Raw genomic sequence first — 15,337 nt, forward strand, 5'->3', positions numbered from 1 at the left:
CCGATTGGATCGGGCCAGCCTCGGGGCGCAAACCGAACATCACCGCGCCTTCAAGGGCGCGGCGCCCAGCACCGGCAGGTCCAAGGTCCGCGCCGCCGACTGCGCCGTCGGCAGGCCGGGGCGCAGGAACATCGCCAGCAGGCCGGCGAGCAAGGCCGCAAGGCTGGCGATCAGGAAGGCCGACGCCACCACCGGCTTGCGCAGGCTCTTGCCCGTGATCGGCGCGTTCGCCCGCTGGACGATGCGGATGTTTTCGCTTCCGCGGGCGGCGATCTCCTGGGCCGCACGGCTCTGCTCTTCCTTGACCGCAAAGTCGCGGACGCTGGCCTGCAGCACGTCGCGGTTCAGCGACAGCTCCTGGAAGCGCAGCTCCAATGCATTCAGCTTCAAGCGCCGCTCGGTCAGCCGGTCGCGCTGGCCGGCCAGCTCGACCTGTGCGCGGCGCAGCGCCCCGACCTCGGCGGTCAGCTGGATCTTCTCGGTCTGCAGGGTCTGGTAGACCAGATTGCCCCCGCCCCGCTTGGCGCCCTCGCCCGGTGCGCGGTCGCGGTAGTTCCCGACCTCGCGCGACACCTGGCCGAGTTGGGCGTTCAGGCTGGCCAGCCGCCCGATGCGGTCCTGCAGCTGGACGGCGGTCTGCTGCTTCTGCTGCTCGATCTGCGCCTGCAGCTGCGACAGCGAGGCCTTCTCCGCGACGAAGTCCCCGATCCCGTTGCTGGACAGGAACTCCTGATAGGCGGCGTCGGCGTCGGCCAGCCGGGTCTCGAACAATTGGCGCTGCTGCTCCAGCGCCGGCGTGTCGACCAGCACCACGCGGCGATAGATCAGGTACTCCTCGAGCAGGGTGTTGAGGATCAGCGCGGCGGCCTGTGGGTCGTTGTGGCTGAACCCGACCCGCACGATCGGCGTGTCCGGCGCGGTCTCGATCTTCAGGTTCTGCTCGATGGCGCGGATGGCCGTGCCCACGATGATCTTCTTCTCGGCCGGCGTCGCCTTGGCGTACTTCTCGGCCAGGTGCGGATAGGTCCGCGCCAGGCCCAGACGCTCGATCACCCGCAGCTTCAGCGCCTCTGAGCCCAGGATCTCGGCTTCAGACTGAATCATCGCGTCGGAGCCGAGCACGGCCCCGCGGCCGGCGTCCCCGACCCGCGGCGCATAGACGTACTCCGGGCCCAGCCGCGCCAGCACGCTCGCATGGGCCTGGTAGCTGGTCTTCATGGTCAGGGCGGCGGCCACGCCCAGGATGAACAGGGTCAGGAAGATCGCCAGCATCAGGCGGCGCTCGCGCCACAGCAGCACTGGCAAGTCGCTCAGCGCATAGCGCCGCCGGACCGCCCAAGCCTGGCCCGGTCCAGTGTCACGCCTCGCCGTTGTCCACGTGCCCTGCGCCACTTAAGCGAATCCCGGATCCCGCACCGACCGTGCGAGGCCGCGTTTAACACTCCGTTACCCATTCGCCCAAGCTCTGGGCCGCGCTTCGAACGCGCCGTTCAGCTCTCAGCCGACGGGCTCGCAGGCCCGGCTCATGGCTGCGACATGGCGGTGGTCGGTGCCGCAGCACCCGCCCAACACCTTGATCTGGGGCAGTCGTCGCAGGATGTCGGCGTGTTCGGCGCCCAGTTCGGCGGGATCGCCGTCGTCCAGATCGGCGGCGTCATTGAGCTCTTGATGGCTGAGCCGCGATGCGTTGGCGCGCAGCCCCTGCACGCGCTCGAGCCACGGCGCGCCGACCTCGAAGGCCTGGGCGAAGTGGGACGGGTGGGCGCAGTTGACCATGTAGTAGGCCGGCCAGGCGCCGGTGGCGGCGTCCACCGCGTCCACAGCCTCGCCTAGCGCCTGGCCAGTGGGCAGCTTGCCGTCGGTCTCCACCGTAAAGGAGATCGCCACGGGCGCGTCCTGCGCGCGGGCGGCGCGAGCGATGCCGATCGCCTCCGGAACGTTGGTCATGGTGATCGCGGCGATCATGTCGGCGCCGGCCGCCGCGAACGTCGAGATCTGGTCGGCGTGATAGGCCTCGGCCGCCTCCGCGGTCATGAGCTCCCCGGCGACATAGCCGTCGCCACGCGGACCGACGCAGCCGGACACCACCAGCGGCGCCACCCGCCCGCTGTACTCGTCCTTCAGCGCCCGCATCAGGCGGATGGCCGCGCCGTTGAGTTCCGCCAACTCGGAGCGTGAGACGCCCAGCCGGTCCGCCCAGTCCGCGCTCGCCCGCCACGTCGGGCTCTCCAGGATGAACCCCCGCCTGTCCTTCTGGGCGATCTGCAAATAGGGCTCGTAGTATCGCCGCAGGGTCGCTCGCCCCTCTTCGCTTCGCAGCAGCATGAAGGCCGCGAAGTGCGGCAAGTCGACTCCGTCATGGAAGATCAGACAGGTCTCCAGTCCGCCGTCGGTCAGCACAAGACCGCCATTCAGTTGCGGCAGATCGGCTCCAGGGGGCATGGGCGCATTCCCTTCCGAGTACGGGAGCCCGCCGCCGCAGGCTCGCCGAGGCCGCGCCAGTCTACTCCCGAAACCCGGACCTGGGGCGGCAATCCACAGCGCCCTTCTCAACAAGGCCCAGCGCCGCCCCTTTTGCGTACGTCAGGGCGTCGGCGCGGCGGCCAGCACGATCACCTCGGCAAGGCTCTCGATGCTTGGGCCGGGGTTGCTGGGGAGATGTTCGGGCCACTCCTGACCGCAGCGAAACCATGCCGTCTTCATCCCAGCGGCCGCGGCGCCCAACACATCGGCGGACGGGTTGTCGCCGACGAACAGGCACTGGCCTGGACTGACGCCAAGCCGCTCGGCCGCGCGAGCGAACAGCCGCGGGTCGGGCTTGCGAAGACCTTCCTCTTCGGAAACCAGCACCTCGTCCACCAGAGCCGACAGGCCCAGAGCGTCAATGTGCCGTCTTTGGAATGCGCTTTCGCCGTTCGTCACGATGCCCAGCCGCTTGCCCGCTCGCCTCAGGGCGCCAAGCACGTCGGCCATGCCGCTGAAGGGCCGAGCATGCTGGCGACAGCCCGCGTCATAGTCCGCCAACAGGTGCGCCGCCGCGCTCGGCCGACCACCGTACTCGTGCAACAGAGCCGGATAGACCACCGACTTGTGCACGCTCCCGCGCGCATCGAGTTCCACGAAGCGCCGTTCCCACGTGGAGTAGTCGACCGAGCCAAGATCGCCGCCAAACCGGCTGAACTGGTCCTGCAAGAACGATCGCAAGGACGTCGCCCGATCAAGGAGCGTCTCATCCAGATCGAAGAGCACTGCGTCTGCCATCCGCCTCCCCCGAACGCCCTGCTAGGAAGCTCCCGACGCATCGGCCTCGTCCGGAAGTCGATCGTATCCGACGAATGCGAACAGGCTTCGCCCCGGGACCAAAGGTTCGGGCGTACCGGCGAAGCGATGCATCCCGATGCCGAATTCGAAGACCTCGTCGGACAGCCATTCCCGCTCGAAGCCTCGGCCCTCGAACCACGCGCAAATCCGCCCCACTCGGTCCGGCGCCCGACGATTGCGCGTCCAGATGACCCGGCCTCCGGTCCTGCAAAGCTGAGGACAAGTCGCCACGACCCGCTCGATGTCGGCGTCGCTGATATTGCCGAACAGCCCGCAGATCAGCACCAGGTCGGCGGGCGCCATGCCGACGTAGTTCTCGCTGCGCGAGGCGTCCGCGGTGACGACCTCCACCTGGGATAGCCCGCGCCCCTCCGCCGCCGCCCTGGCAAGCTCGCAGTTGCGCTCGTCGAGCTCCACCAGACGGATTTGAACATCCTCGCGGCGCGGATGGTCGGCGAGCACTTCGAGCAGGTCCCGGCCCTGGCCTGCGCACAGGCTGATCACCCGGAGCTGGCCGGCCGGGCTCCGGTCCAGAGCCTCTCGCACCAACCCTTGGACGATCCTCAGTCGTCTCGTCATTGGCGAGGCGGGATCATCGTACTTCTCATGCCAGACTTTCCAGTCCATGGAGTTCGCTCGGATGCCCGCCGGAGCCTCGACGCTAGGTGGCGGCGAGGCGCGACGCAACGGCGTTCGGACACGCCCAGATCGACCGCAAGCAACCCGCCGTCATGGACATTGAGCGAGATGCATACGGGGGCGCCCGCTTCCTGGCTTGGAGCGATCGACTGTTACCGACCCATGGCGGACATTGCGACGCGCATCGAAGACTCGGCCGCAGTCTTGTCGCGCGAACGTCAGTCGCGCTTCTCCGTCCAGCCGAAGCGCCGGTCGAGCTTGGCAAGTTGGCTGGTGAAGCCTTCGACGGACATCTTGGTCCAGTGCGGGTCGAGGTGGGGGTGAAGGGTGACGATCATGCGGGCATGGCCGTCGGCGGCGGGGGCGAAGCCCACCTCGATGACGCTGTCGTAGACCGGGGAGTTGGGGACGAAGTCGATGGTGTGCACCAGCATCAGGCGCTGGTGCGGGCGAAATTCGCTGTAGATTCCGCGGGTGCCGTGGGAGATCGGCTGGCCCATCTCCTTCATGGCCGCGATGGCTTCGGGAGCGTCGGCGATCATATCGTACTCCAAGACGCCGCCTTCTCTCGGCTCTAGGGCGTAGACCTCCACGCGAAAGCCCTCAGGTCCCCACCAGGACTCGAAGCCCGCCTTGGTCGTCCACAGCGCCCAGAGCTCCTCGGGAGTGGCGCGGTACGTGCGCTCTATAATGATCGCGGCTTGCACAGCGGTATCGGTCATGGGGTTGGGTCCTTGAAATCGGTGTTTTCGGGGGACTGGTTGGGGTTCCGCTGGGCCTCTTCGAGCGCTGCGCCGAAGCGGTCGAGGCGGGCATCCCAGATGCGGCGATATTGGGCGAGCCAGGCCTCCAATTCGCGGAATGGCTCGGGGCGAAGCGCGTAGAGCCGGCGCTGGCCGTCCGGCCGCACCGAGACGAAGCCGGCCTCGTGCAGGATCCGCAGGTGACGGGAGACGCCGGACTGGTGGACGCCCGCGTCGCGTACGATGTCACCAACCGCTCGCTCGCCGCTGATCAGCGCGGCCACGATGCTGCGGCGGGTGGCGTCGGCGAGGGTCTCGAAAGGATCTATATGCATGATGGTGTATATGCATATACGCGCACACACTGGGCGTCAATGTCCTCCTGGCGATGAAAAGAAGCAGCCAAGCCGAGTTCGGCGGGCCAGGAACGCTCTGACGTCACGTCTCGAGCCTGCACCAACGCCCGCCTCCGCCCCGAGCGGACCTAGCGGGCGTCCGCTTCCCGGCGCGCCGGCCCGAATGTCCGGTTGAAGCGGAGACCATGGGGTCCGAAAGCGGGCGCAGGCCAAGCGAGTTCCGCTCAGCCGCCAGAAGGCGACGTTGGCGGCGGGGCTAGAAGCGGACTCCGGTCCGTTAGCAGGAATGGTGGGTTCGACCGCTTTCGACCCATTGCGGACGCTCCATCAGCTGCCTCAAATGCGCCGGCTATTGGCGCCTTCTCGATCCATCCCCAAGACCGTCCCTGGCGCGGGGCTGACGAGCCAGCCGTGGCAGGGCACGGTAGCGCTTAGGGCGTCATTAGTTGCTCTGGCGTCCGTTCCATGAGTCGAGCCGGACGGTCGCGCTTGAGGTGGTCCAAGATGAGGCAGCAGATGCGCATGAAGGCTTGGGTGATCGCCGCAATGGCGGCCGTCGCATTCCCAGCGAAGGCCGTCCCGCCCGTGCCCCCCTCTGCGGCGACACTGGAGGTAATGGCGGAGCTCTTGAAGACGGTCGCGGCAAACGACTTGCCGGGCTTCAAGCGATTGTTCGACAGCGGGGCCGAACTCTCCATTGGGAAGTGGGATGGTGCTGCCACGTCGGGATGGAAAAGCGTCGATGCTGAGTTCTCCAACCCGGGCCGACAGACACGCGTCCTGGCCGCCTACGAGACCGGCGTCCCGAAGAGCGCCGACCTTGTCGTCCAACGCTACTTGGTGCTCTCGGAGATTTCGGACTGCCGTCCTAACCGCATCGAGTGCTTTCCGTATGTGGTGACGGACGTTGTTGATGTCCGTTCGGACAGGAAGGTCATCCAGTTCAAGCGATCTCTGGCGTACCGAAACAAAGTGGCGGCGCCACAGCTCAAGCTGGAGGCGTACGGTCACTAGCGTCGGCGCGACGCAGTCCTTGGCGCGGTTCATATCAAACGTCCGCTAACCACCCCTAGCCGACGTTTGGGACGTCCGCTCCTGGGTGTGACGGCCAATGTCCCTTGCCAGGGCCAGGGCCTTTGGCTGACCCGTTGCGGACACTCACGGAGCCGAAGACGGAAGGACCGGAGGCATGTCATCAAACACTGCGCAGCCGTCGGGGTAGGCAATCCACGGCATGCCTTGCGCGCAGCGTACTGCAATGGTGGGGACCGGCAGCGTCGGATCGGCGAAGCAGCCTCCAGCAAATCCTGTCTGGCCGGGCCTCCACGCCCCGAAGGACCGCCAATAGATGGTCGAGCCGCACCTCGAGCAAAACCAGCGTTTGCCGAGGCCGTCGAGGACCGCCAACGGACCTTCCACCCGACTGACCTGTTCATCGTGGAAGTAGACTGACCATCCGAACGGCGCGCCCGTACGCCGCTTGCAATAGTCACAGCTACAGAGCCCGCTGCTGACCGGCTCGCCCTCAACCTCGACTTCGCACGCCTGACACGCACATCGCGCAGTTCGAGCCGTCATGGCATTCCCCCAGATGTTTCCGGCAGCCATCGACATCACGAGGGCGACAGCGGAAGCCTGGCGTCATCCTGCGTCCGCCTCCCCCTTCCAGACCGCCCTGTCGTCCGCAGCGGGCAATACGTCACCTTGTCCGGCATGGGGGTCGGCAAAAGCCTAGACGACGACGCGTAACCGGTTCTCGATCCCTTGGTCGGTTTCCGCCGCCATCAGACGCTCCCACGGGCCCTCGTTGACGCGGGCCTGCATGCGGGCCTCGCGCATCTGCGCGTTGATGGACGTTAGCGCGTCGAGCGCGAGGGCAGCCGCCTGATCGACGACATGAGCCAGCTCCGGCTCGTCCGCGCCAATAGCGAGGGCCATGCCATCCTGGTCGACAGCAGCGCCCGCAAATGATCGCTGGGAAGCGAGGCCTCCGCCCTGGCCAGCCCCGGGCGCGGGAATGCTCACGCCGCGCTGGGCCTGGTACTGGACGTACCGTTCAAGCGACCAGTCGCCCACCCCCGCCACGCCGCTCAGCGACTTCGCGCTCTTTCCCTGGGCCGTGGCGTTGAACGTCGCCCCGGCAAAGGATCCGGCGCTGGTGTCGATGCCCTGGAACCAGGCGAACTCGAACTTGGCCCCGTCGAACCTGGTCCCATTCATCGAGGGCCCGGCGCCTTGAACATCCCGATGGTCGGGATTGGTCCACCTCGGGGGGTCGCCGTTGAAGTGGGCGCCGGTGAAGTCAAAGCCGCTGAAGTCGATCCCGTCGAGATTGACGTTGTTGAAGCTGGCCGCCTTCGCCTCGCGCGCCACGCCGGTCAAATCGGCCACGCTTAGATTGGTGAAGGAGAGGCCGACGCCGTTCAGCGAACTGCCCGCGAACCGCGTACCCGCCAGCGTCGTCGAGCTGATGCTCAGATGTTTCAAAATCGAGTTGGTGAGCGCGGCACCGCTCAGATCGCTTTCCGCAAAACTGAGCCTACGGCCAGACACGCCATCAAAATTGGCGCCCTGAAGGATCGAGGCGCGAAAGCCGGACACGTCGGCGTGCAGACTTGAGAAGTCGGCGTCGATCGCCGAGGCCCCGACAAACGCAACGCCTTGGAGATGGGCGCCTCGGAAGCTTGCCCCGTCCAGCTTGACGCTGTTGGCGATCAGGTACCGATCGACGTCCCAGACCGCGATGTCCTGCTTGCCGTCCTTGCCGATGAAGACGCGGTCGAAATTGGCCTGGGAGAAGTCCGCGCCGTCGATCGTCGTGTTCACCAGCGTCGCATCAGAGAAGTCCGCACCGATCGCCGAAGCCCCATCCAGCTTTGCGCCTTTGAGGGTCGCCCCCACCAGAGCTGCGCCGTCTAGCTTCGCTCCGGTGAAATCGATGCCGGACAGATCGAGGCCCGAGAGGTTCGCGCCGCTGAGGTCCGCGCCGCGCAGATCCAGGCTCCTCAGATCGAGCTGCCGCAGATCCTGGCCTCGCAAGTCGGCGACACCGGCGGCCGCGCTCTGCTCGGCGACAAGCGCGGCCATGGCGCCGTCGACCAGGGGGAAGGACGCCGGCGGCGGGACGACGGCGGGGGCCGAGGGCGCGAGTTGGGCGGCCTCAGTCGCGGGAGGCGCGCTGCGGACCGCGGGAGCCAGGTGAGGCGCAACGCCGGCGGCGCTGGAGATCGTCGTCATGAGGGGCTACCCGCCGTTCTTAGGGCTCAACACTCTCGGACCTTGCATTTTGCAAGATCACCTAATGCCAGGTTGTACGGCGTACCTTAACGAGCGCTGAATTTCTCAACCTTTGAGCGCGCCAGAGTTTCCACAACTCCAGGGGTTCGCGTTTTCGTCGTGGGACCGGGTCGTCGGCGAAATGACCGCCTCGCGGCCGCGATCACCGGCCGGTGGCTACGTGCGAAGCACGCCGAAGCACAGCTTCCGCGTGGAGCGCCAGGCTCATCCAGATCCGCTATGGTGGGTCGCACCAAGAAAGGGCCGGCGCATGATCACCGTTTGGGGCGGACAGACCTCGCGATCGATCCGGGTCGTCTGGGTCCTGGAGGAAATGGGCCTTCCCTATCGCGTACGGCAGGTGGACATGTTGGCCGCCGAGCAGGACCCCGAGTTCCTGGCGGTCAATCCCGCCGACTACATTCCGGCGATCCAGGACGGCGACGTCGCCATGGTCGAGTCGATCGCGATCATGGAGTACCTAATGGCCCGCTATGGGCCGACGCCGCTAGCGCCTGCGCCGCACGATCCGACCTTCCCCGCCTATCAGCAGTTTCTGCACCTGGGCGAAGCTGGCCTGGCGACCCTGATGATGCCTGTCGTCGTCAGCCGCTTCATCGCGCCCGAAGCGGAGCGCGAGAACTGGGGGGCTGCCTGGTGTCTGCGGTCGTTCCAGAAGCGGCTGAAGCTGGTCAGCCAGCGGCTTGCCAGGTCGCCCTACCTCGCCGGCGAGGCGTTCACAGCCGCCGACATCTCGGTGACCTACGCGCTAAATCTCGGTCAACGGAACTGCGGCGTCACCCTCGGCGACGCCGAACAGGCCTACCTCGCCAGCACGACCGGCCGCGACGCCTACAAGCGCGCGATGGACCGCTCGCACGAAGGGGTGACCTGAGCCCATCACTCCAATCGAGACAGGCGAGGTGACAGCTCAAGTTCGGACTCAGCCGTGGGCCAGCCACTCGCGGGCCTGGCGCTGGGCTTCGGCGACCTCGTCCGAGGCCATCTCCTGGCTCAGTTCCTTGCGGTAGACCTTGGCCTCGACCGAACCGCGCATGGCGGCCAGGTTGAACAGCATGTGCGCCGAGACATAGTCCAGCGGCGCCCCGCCCTGCCCGGTCGAATAGAGCAGACCCATTTTGAACAGCTCGTCCCCCGTCGACTCGGCGGTCGGCAGCGGCATTCCGTCGTTTTCCACGCTCGCAAGCATGACTTCGTTTCCCTAGCCCCATCGGTCCGTCCCCGTTCTGGGTTCCGATCCCGACGATCCTGAAGCTAAGTAAGTCGACGCGCACTGAAGATAGGGTTAACTCGAAAATCGCCGTGATTTTCAGGTGATCCTTTTGACTATTCGCGTTTTTTACTGAACGGAAAGCTCCGTATCCAGAATCTTAAAGCCGACCATTTCTGGCCCGCCGTCGCCAGCGGCGCCTTTCTGGCAGGCAGGAGGGAAAACCTGCCGATCCGCCCCCAAATGGAAGCCTATCGGCGCCCAATGCGAAGCTGACAGGCCCGTTCAGGTCAAGTTCAGGCGCCTACCGTCAGGTTTGCCGATATCGAGTACGAAAGATTTGGAGCCAGGAGGCCCGCCATGAAACGCCTGATCTTGAGCCTTGCTGCGGCTGCTGCTGTCGCCGGCCCGATGGCGTTCGCCACCTCGGCCCTGGCCGACGACGACCATCGCGGCCGCGGCCGCGACCGTCACGAACAGCGCTGGGACAAGCACGACCGTCGTGATTGGGATCATCGCGGGGGCTACGACCGCCGCGATTGGGATCGCCGCGGCGAGCGCTGGGGTCGTCACGACAACGGCCACCACAAGGGCTGGGATCGCGGCCGCCACAACGGCTACTACTACAACAGCCGCTGGTACTACGGCCCGCCGCCGCAGGCCTATTACGGCAATCCGTACTACCGCCCGGGCTACGCCGCCTGGCGCCGCGGGGCGCACCTGCCGCCGTATTACCGAGGCTATGTGGTCAACGACTATCACCACTACCACCTGCGCCAGCCGCCGCGCGGCTACGCCTGGTACCGGGTCGGGGATGACTATCTGCTGGCGGCGATCGCCACCGGCATCATCTTCGATATCATCAACAACTAGTTGAACCGACAAAGAAAAACGCCCCGGATCACTCCGGGGCGTTTTGCTATTCGATGCCCAGCTTGGCCTTGAGCAGGCCGTTGACCGCGCCCGGGTTGGCCTTGCCGCCGGTGGCCTTCATGACCTGGCCGACGAACCATCCGATCGCCTGGGGCTTTTCCTTCACCGCCTGCGCCTGACCCGGATTGGCGGCGATCAGCTCCTCGATGATCTTCTCGAGCGCGCCGGTGTCGGACACCTGCTGCAGCCCCTGTTTCTCGACGATGTCCCGCGCTCGACCTTCGCCGGCCCACATGCGCTCGAAGACGTCCTTGGCGATCTTCGAGGAGATCACCCCCTCTTCGATCAACGCCACCAGCTCGGCGATGGCGTCCGGCTTCAGCGGGCTGTCCTCGATGTCCAGGCTTCCGGCCGTCAGCTTGGCGGCCAGTTCGTTGGTCACCCAGTTGGAGGTCAGCTTGGCGTCGCGCCCCTTGGCGGCTTCTTCGAAAAAGTCGGCGCGGGCCTGCTCGGTGATCAGCACGCCGGCGTCGTAGGCCGACAGGCCGTACTGCGACTGCAGCCGCGCCTTCTTGGCGTCCGGCAGTTCAGGCAGGTCGGCTTCGATCGCCTTCACCCAGGCCGCGTCCAGTTCCAGCGGCAGCAGGTCCGGATCGGGGAAGTAGCGATAGTCGTGCGCCTCTTCCTTGGAGCGCATCGACCGCGTCTCGCCCTTGTTCGGGTCGAACAGCCGGGTCTCCTGGTCGATCTTGCCGCCGTCTTCGAGGATCTCGATCTGGCGGCGCGCCTCGTACTCGATCGCCTGCTGAATGAAGCGGTACGAGTTGACGTTCTTGATCTCGCAGCGCGTGCCCAGATGGCTAAAATCGCCGGTCTCGCGGAACTTCTCGTAGGCGCCGGGACGGCAGACCGAGACGTTCACGTCGGCGCGCAGGTTGCCCTTCTCCATGTCGCCGTCGCAGGTGCCCAGATAGACCAGGATGGTGCGCAGCTTCTTCACATAGGCCGCGGCCTCGGCCGACGTGCGCATGTGCGGACGCGAGACGATTTCCATCAGCGCCGTGCCGGCCCGGTTCAGGTCGACATAGGTCGAGTTCGGATCCTGGTCGTGCAGGCTCTTGCCGGCGTCCTGCTCCAGGTGCAGGCGCTCGATGCCGACCGTGAAGGTCGTGCCGTCGTCATGCTCGACGATGACTTCGCCCTCACCGACGATCGGGTCCTTGAACTGGCTGATCTGATAGCCTTGCGGCAGGTCCGGATAGAAATAGTTCTTCCGGTCGAAGTGGCTCTTCAGATTGATCTGGGCCTTCAGGCCAAGACCGGTCTTCACCGCCTGCTCGACGCAGTGCTTGTTGATGACCGGCAGCATGCCGGGCATCGCAGCGTCGACCAGCGAAACCTGCTGGTTCGGACCCGCGCCGAATCCCACCGCCGCGCCGGAGAACAGCTTGGCGTTCGAGGCGACCTGAGCATGAACCTCCAGGCCCAGAACCATTTCCCATTGGCCGGTGCGGCCGGCGATCTGCTTCGACGTATCAGTCATGGCCGCTTCCTAGCGCCCCTCGCGCGCGAGCGAAAGCGGGGCCCTCGAAATCCCTTGCGCGAAAGGCGGAACTGGCGCTGAAATCCGCGCCGCAAAACCTGGGGATGAGGAAACACCCGAAATGATGAAAACGTTTACTGCCGGCCTCGTCGGCCTGTCGCTCTCGCTCGGCGCCATGGCCGCCCCGGCCCTCGCTCAGGACGCCCACGCCGGCCACGCCGCGGCTCTGTCGGCCGCCGACACCCCGATCGAAACCATCGCCGCGACCCCGGAAGGCAAGGCCGCCCTGGACAAGAACCTCCCGGGCCTGACCACCCATGAGGCCTACGACCAGTTCAAGGGCATGAGCCTGAAGCAGGTTCAGCCGATGAGCGGCGGCGCCATCAGCGACGACGCCCTGAAGGCCCTGCAGGCCGACCTCGACAAGCTGAAGAAGTAAGGCCCCGCGCCGAACGACCAAGGCCTCCGCCCTTCGCAGGACGGGGGCCTTTTTCATGCGCGCTCGCCGGGCAACCTGGGCCGCTGGCCAAGCGTTTTCATCTGTGAGGCCGGTCCCGACGCGAGTGGCCGCCGGGGCGTCCGCGCCCCAATCCAGGAAGGCATGTCCGATGCGACAGGCCAGCGCAATTCCCACAACCCTCTTCTTCCTCATCGCCGCCGCCGGCCTTGGCTTGGCCTATGCGGCCTACAACTCCATGGGCCTCGCGGCCGGGGTCACGATCAGCGCGCTGTCGCTGATCGCCGCCGCGCTGGCGGGGGCCGCCACCCGGATCGCCAGCCAATGGGAACGGGCCATCGTGCTGCGCCTCGGGCGCTTCCAGGCCCTACGCGGGCCGGGACTGTTCTTCATCGTCCCGATCGTCGACACCGTCGCCTACTGCATCGACATCCGGGTCATCACCTCGTCGTTCAAGGCTGAGAAGACCTTGACCAAGGACACCGTGCCGGTGGACGTCGACGCCGTGCTGTTCTGGAAGGTCGTCGATCCGCAGCGGGCGGCCTTGGAGGTCGAAGACTACGGCGCCGCCATCGCCTGGGCCTCGCAGACCGCGCTGCGCGACGTGATCGGCAAGACCATGCTCGCTGACATGCTCGAAGGCCGCGAGAAGATCAGCCGCGAGCTGGGCCGGATCATCGACGACCGCAGCCAGCCCTGGGGCGTCAAGGTCATCTCGGTCGAACTGAAGGACGTGCTGATCCCCGCCGGCCTCGAGGACGCCATGTCGATGCAGGCCCAGGCCGAGCGCGAGCGTCAGGCCCGGATCATCCTCGGGGACTCCGAACGCCAGGTCGCCGAGAAGTTCCAGGAGGCGGCGCGAACCTACGCCGACGATCCGACCGCGTTCCACCTGCGGGCGATGAACATGCTCTACGAAGGGCTCAAACAGAACTCGACCATCGTCGTCGTGCCCTCGACCGCGGTCGAGACCATGAACCTGGGCGGCATGATGGGAACCACCGCCCTTGGTCTGGAACTGGAACGCCGGCGCGAACGCAAGGTCCGCGAGCACCGGCCGACGGCGGTCAGGCCTGCAGCCTGACCGCCGCGGCGCGGCCTACCACCACTTGGCGGGCTTGGTCTTGAAGTCGGCGGCCTTCTCGATCGCGCCGCCAAGCGAGAACAGCGTGCCCTCGTCCAGCGCCTTGCCGATCAGCTGCAGACCGAGCGGCAGGCCATTGGCGTCGACGCCGGCCGGAATGCTCATGCCCGGCAGGCCGGCCAGGTTCACCGTCACGGTGAAGATGTCGTTCAGGTACATCGCCACCGGATCGTCGGCGTTCTCGCCCAGCCCGAACGCCGCCGAGGGCGCGGTCGGGGTCAGCAGAGCGTCAACTTTCTGGAAGGCCTGGTCGAAGTCGTCGGCGATCCGGCGACGGACCTTCAGCGCCTTGACGTAATAGGCGTCATAGTAGCCAGCCGACAGCACATAGGTGCCGATCAGGATACGGCGCTTCACCTCGGCCCCGAAGCCGGCGGCGCGGGTGTTCTCGTAGGTTTCGGTCAGGTTGCCGCCGTTCTCGCGCAGGCCGAAGCGCATGCCGTCATAGCGCGCGAGGTTCGACGAGGCCTCGGCCGGGGCGACAATGTAATAGGCCGGCAGGGCGTACTTGGTGTGCGGCAGGGAGACCTCGACGATCTCGCAGCCGGCTTCCTTGAGCCAGGCGATGCCCTGCTCCCAGAGCTTCTCGATCTCGGGCGGCATGCCGTCGACGCGGTATTCCTTCGGAATGCCGACCCGCAGGCCCTTCACCGACTTGCCAACGAAGCTCGGGTAGTCGGGAGTTTCGATATCCAGGCTGGTGGAGTCCTTCGGGTCGTGGCCCGACATCGACTTCAGCAGGATCGCGGCGTCCTCGACGGTCTTGGCGATCGGGCCGGCCTGATCGAGCGACGAGGCGAAGGCGACCACGCCCCAGCGCGAGCAACGGCCGTAGGTCGGCTTGATCCCGACGGTGCCGGTGAAAGCGGCCGGCTGGCGGATCGAACCGCCGGTGTCGGTCGCGGTCGCGCCCAGGCATAGGTCGGCGGCGACCGCAGCGGCCGAACCGCCGGACGAGCCGCCGGGGGTCAGCTTGGCGTTGGAGCCTTCCGACCGCCACGGGTTCACCACCGGTCCGAACGCCGAGGTCTCGTTCGACGAGCCCATGGCGAACTCGTCGAGGTTCAGCTTGCCGAGCATCACCGCCCCGTCGCGCCACAGGTTGGCGGTGACGGTGGATTCGTAGGTCGGGACGAAGTTGCCAAGGATGTTCGAGCAGGCGGTGGAGCGGACGCCCTCGGTGCAGAACAGGTCCTTGATGCCCAGAGGCGCGCCGTCGAGCGCGCCGGCCTCGCCTTTCGCCCGGCGGGCGTCGGAGGCCTTGGCCATCTCGATGGCCTTTTCCGGGGTTTCGAGGATGTAGGCGTTCAGCGGCTTGGCCGCGGCGACGACGTCGACGTGCGCCTTGGTCAGCTCTTCCGAGGAGAACGACTTGTCGGCCAGGCCGTCGAGGGCGGCCTTCAGGGTCAGGGAGGTGAGCGCGCTCATTATTCCACCACCTTCGGCACGACGAAGAAGCCATCCACGGTTTTCGGCGCGTTCGACAGCACCTTGGCCGGATCGCCGCCGTCGGTGACCACGTCCTCGCGCATCGGCAGCGTCACGGCCACGGCCGAGGTCATCGGCTCGACCCCGTCGGTGTCGACTTCGCCCAGTTGCTCGATCCAGGTCATGATCCCGGTCAGCTCCTTGGCGAGCGCTTCCAGCTTGTCCTCGGGCTCGGCGATCCGCGCGAGCCTCGCGACCTTACGAACGGTCGCGGCGTCGATGGCCATGGGGCCCTCCTAATGGTTCGAGGCAGGGGTTAGCCGCGC

17 protein-coding genes are annotated in these 15,337 nt (G+C 66.5%); 5 read left to right on the plus strand and 12 right to left on the minus strand.

The features are described from left to right. Window positions 1–39 precede the first annotated feature (39 nt). The 6 genes from C0481_RS10885 to C0481_RS10910 all read right to left on the minus strand — a co-directional run bounded on the left by C0481_RS10885 (window position 40) and on the right by C0481_RS10910 (window position 5,038). Window positions 40–1,392, minus strand: coding sequence for a lipopolysaccharide biosynthesis protein (locus C0481_RS10885; RefSeq protein ID WP_293403541.1), 1,353 nt, complete (start codon window positions 1,390–1,392; stop codon window positions 40–42). A gap of 105 nt (window positions 1,393–1,497) precedes the next feature. Next, entirely contained in the window at window positions 1,498–2,442 is a 945-nt protein-coding gene (locus C0481_RS10890; RefSeq protein WP_293403543.1) for a homocysteine S-methyltransferase family protein, read from the minus strand. Window positions 2,443–2,583: 141 nt separating this feature from the next. Continuing rightward, complete coding sequence (locus C0481_RS10895; RefSeq protein WP_293403545.1) at window positions 2,584–3,261, minus strand: HAD family hydrolase; 678 nt, start codon at window positions 3,259–3,261, stop codon at window positions 2,584–2,586. Between the two features lie 21 nt (window positions 3,262–3,282). After that, window positions 3,283–3,948 carry a class I SAM-dependent methyltransferase gene (locus tag C0481_RS10900; protein WP_293403547.1) on the minus strand — a complete coding sequence of 222 codons (666 nt, stop codon included), beginning with the start codon at window positions 3,946–3,948 and terminating at the stop codon, window positions 3,283–3,285. A gap of 230 nt (window positions 3,949–4,178) precedes the next feature. Continuing rightward, a complete protein-coding gene (locus C0481_RS10905; protein WP_293403549.1) occupies window positions 4,179–4,682 on the minus strand; it encodes an SRPBCC domain-containing protein in 504 nt (167 codons plus the stop codon). Continuing rightward, window positions 4,679–5,038, minus strand: coding sequence for a metalloregulator ArsR/SmtB family transcription factor (locus C0481_RS10910; RefSeq protein WP_293403551.1), 360 nt, complete (start codon window positions 5,036–5,038; stop codon window positions 4,679–4,681). The genes C0481_RS10905 and C0481_RS10910 overlap by 4 nt, the downstream gene beginning before the upstream one ends. Before the next feature lie 525 nt (window positions 5,039–5,563). Between C0481_RS10910 and C0481_RS10915 the strand changes: the two genes are divergently transcribed. Then, window positions 5,564–6,073 (plus strand): hypothetical protein, encoded by a 510-nt coding sequence (locus tag C0481_RS10915; RefSeq protein WP_293403553.1) that lies wholly within the window; start codon window positions 5,564–5,566, stop codon window positions 6,071–6,073. Between the two features lie 144 nt (window positions 6,074–6,217). Here C0481_RS10915 and C0481_RS21885 read toward each other — a convergent pair whose 3' ends face one another. Both C0481_RS21885 and C0481_RS10920 read right to left on the minus strand, forming a co-directional pair. Beyond that, window positions 6,218–6,673: a GFA family protein gene (locus C0481_RS21885; protein ID WP_363223436.1), complete on the minus strand. Its 456-nt coding sequence runs from the start codon at window positions 6,671–6,673 to the stop codon at window positions 6,218–6,220. Between the two features lie 117 nt (window positions 6,674–6,790). Continuing rightward, window positions 6,791–8,296 (minus strand): pentapeptide repeat-containing protein, encoded by a 1,506-nt coding sequence (locus C0481_RS10920; protein ID WP_293403555.1) that lies wholly within the window; start codon window positions 8,294–8,296, stop codon window positions 6,791–6,793. Between the two features lie 310 nt (window positions 8,297–8,606). Between C0481_RS10920 and C0481_RS10925 the strand changes: the two genes are divergently transcribed. Beyond that, window positions 8,607–9,230 (plus strand): glutathione S-transferase family protein, encoded by a 624-nt coding sequence (locus tag C0481_RS10925; protein WP_293403557.1) that lies wholly within the window; start codon window positions 8,607–8,609, stop codon window positions 9,228–9,230. 48 nt (window positions 9,231–9,278) lie between these two features. On the opposite strand, the gene C0481_RS10930 is transcribed toward C0481_RS10925, so the two are convergent. Then, window positions 9,279–9,545, minus strand: coding sequence for a sel1 repeat family protein (locus C0481_RS10930; protein ID WP_293403559.1), 267 nt, complete (start codon window positions 9,543–9,545; stop codon window positions 9,279–9,281). Between the two features lie 381 nt (window positions 9,546–9,926). Here C0481_RS10930 and C0481_RS10935 point away from each other — a divergent pair, with 381 nt between their 5' ends. Then, the gene (locus tag C0481_RS10935) at window positions 9,927–10,439 is read left to right on the plus strand and encodes an RcnB family protein (protein WP_293403561.1); all 513 of its coding nucleotides are present in this window, start codon (window positions 9,927–9,929) and stop codon (window positions 10,437–10,439) included. 46 nt (window positions 10,440–10,485) lie between these two features. Here the strand turns inward: C0481_RS10935 and gatB are convergent, their stop codons facing one another. Further along, window positions 10,486–11,982, minus strand: a complete 1,497-nt coding sequence (gene gatB, locus C0481_RS10940) for an Asp-tRNA(Asn)/Glu-tRNA(Gln) amidotransferase subunit GatB (RefSeq protein ID WP_293403563.1) — start codon at window positions 11,980–11,982, stop codon at window positions 10,486–10,488. 124 nt (window positions 11,983–12,106) lie between these two features. Between gatB and C0481_RS10945 the strand changes: the two genes are divergently transcribed. Together C0481_RS10945 and C0481_RS10950 are read left to right on the plus strand one after the other, a co-directional pair. After that, window positions 12,107–12,421 carry a hypothetical protein gene (locus C0481_RS10945; protein WP_293403565.1) on the plus strand — a complete coding sequence of 105 codons (315 nt, stop codon included), beginning with the start codon at window positions 12,107–12,109 and terminating at the stop codon, window positions 12,419–12,421. A 169-nt stretch (window positions 12,422–12,590) separates the two neighbouring features. After that, window positions 12,591–13,523: a slipin family protein gene (locus C0481_RS10950; RefSeq protein ID WP_293403567.1), complete on the plus strand. Its 933-nt coding sequence runs from the start codon at window positions 12,591–12,593 to the stop codon at window positions 13,521–13,523. A 15-nt stretch (window positions 13,524–13,538) separates the two neighbouring features. Here the strand turns inward: C0481_RS10950 and gatA are convergent, their stop codons facing one another. Beyond that, entirely contained in the window at window positions 13,539–15,011 is a 1,473-nt protein-coding gene (gene gatA, locus C0481_RS10955; protein ID WP_293403569.1) for an Asp-tRNA(Asn)/Glu-tRNA(Gln) amidotransferase subunit GatA, read from the minus strand. Beyond that, complete coding sequence (gene gatC / locus C0481_RS10960) at window positions 15,011–15,298, minus strand: Asp-tRNA(Asn)/Glu-tRNA(Gln) amidotransferase subunit GatC (protein ID WP_267231873.1); 288 nt, start codon at window positions 15,296–15,298, stop codon at window positions 15,011–15,013. Before gatC ends, gatA begins: the two co-directional genes overlap by 1 nt. Between the last annotated feature and the right edge of the window lie 39 nt (window positions 15,299–15,337).

The sequence above is a fragment of the Phenylobacterium sp. genome (assembly GCF_013822795.1).
Lineage (GTDB): Bacteria > Pseudomonadota > Alphaproteobacteria > Caulobacterales > Caulobacteraceae > Phenylobacterium.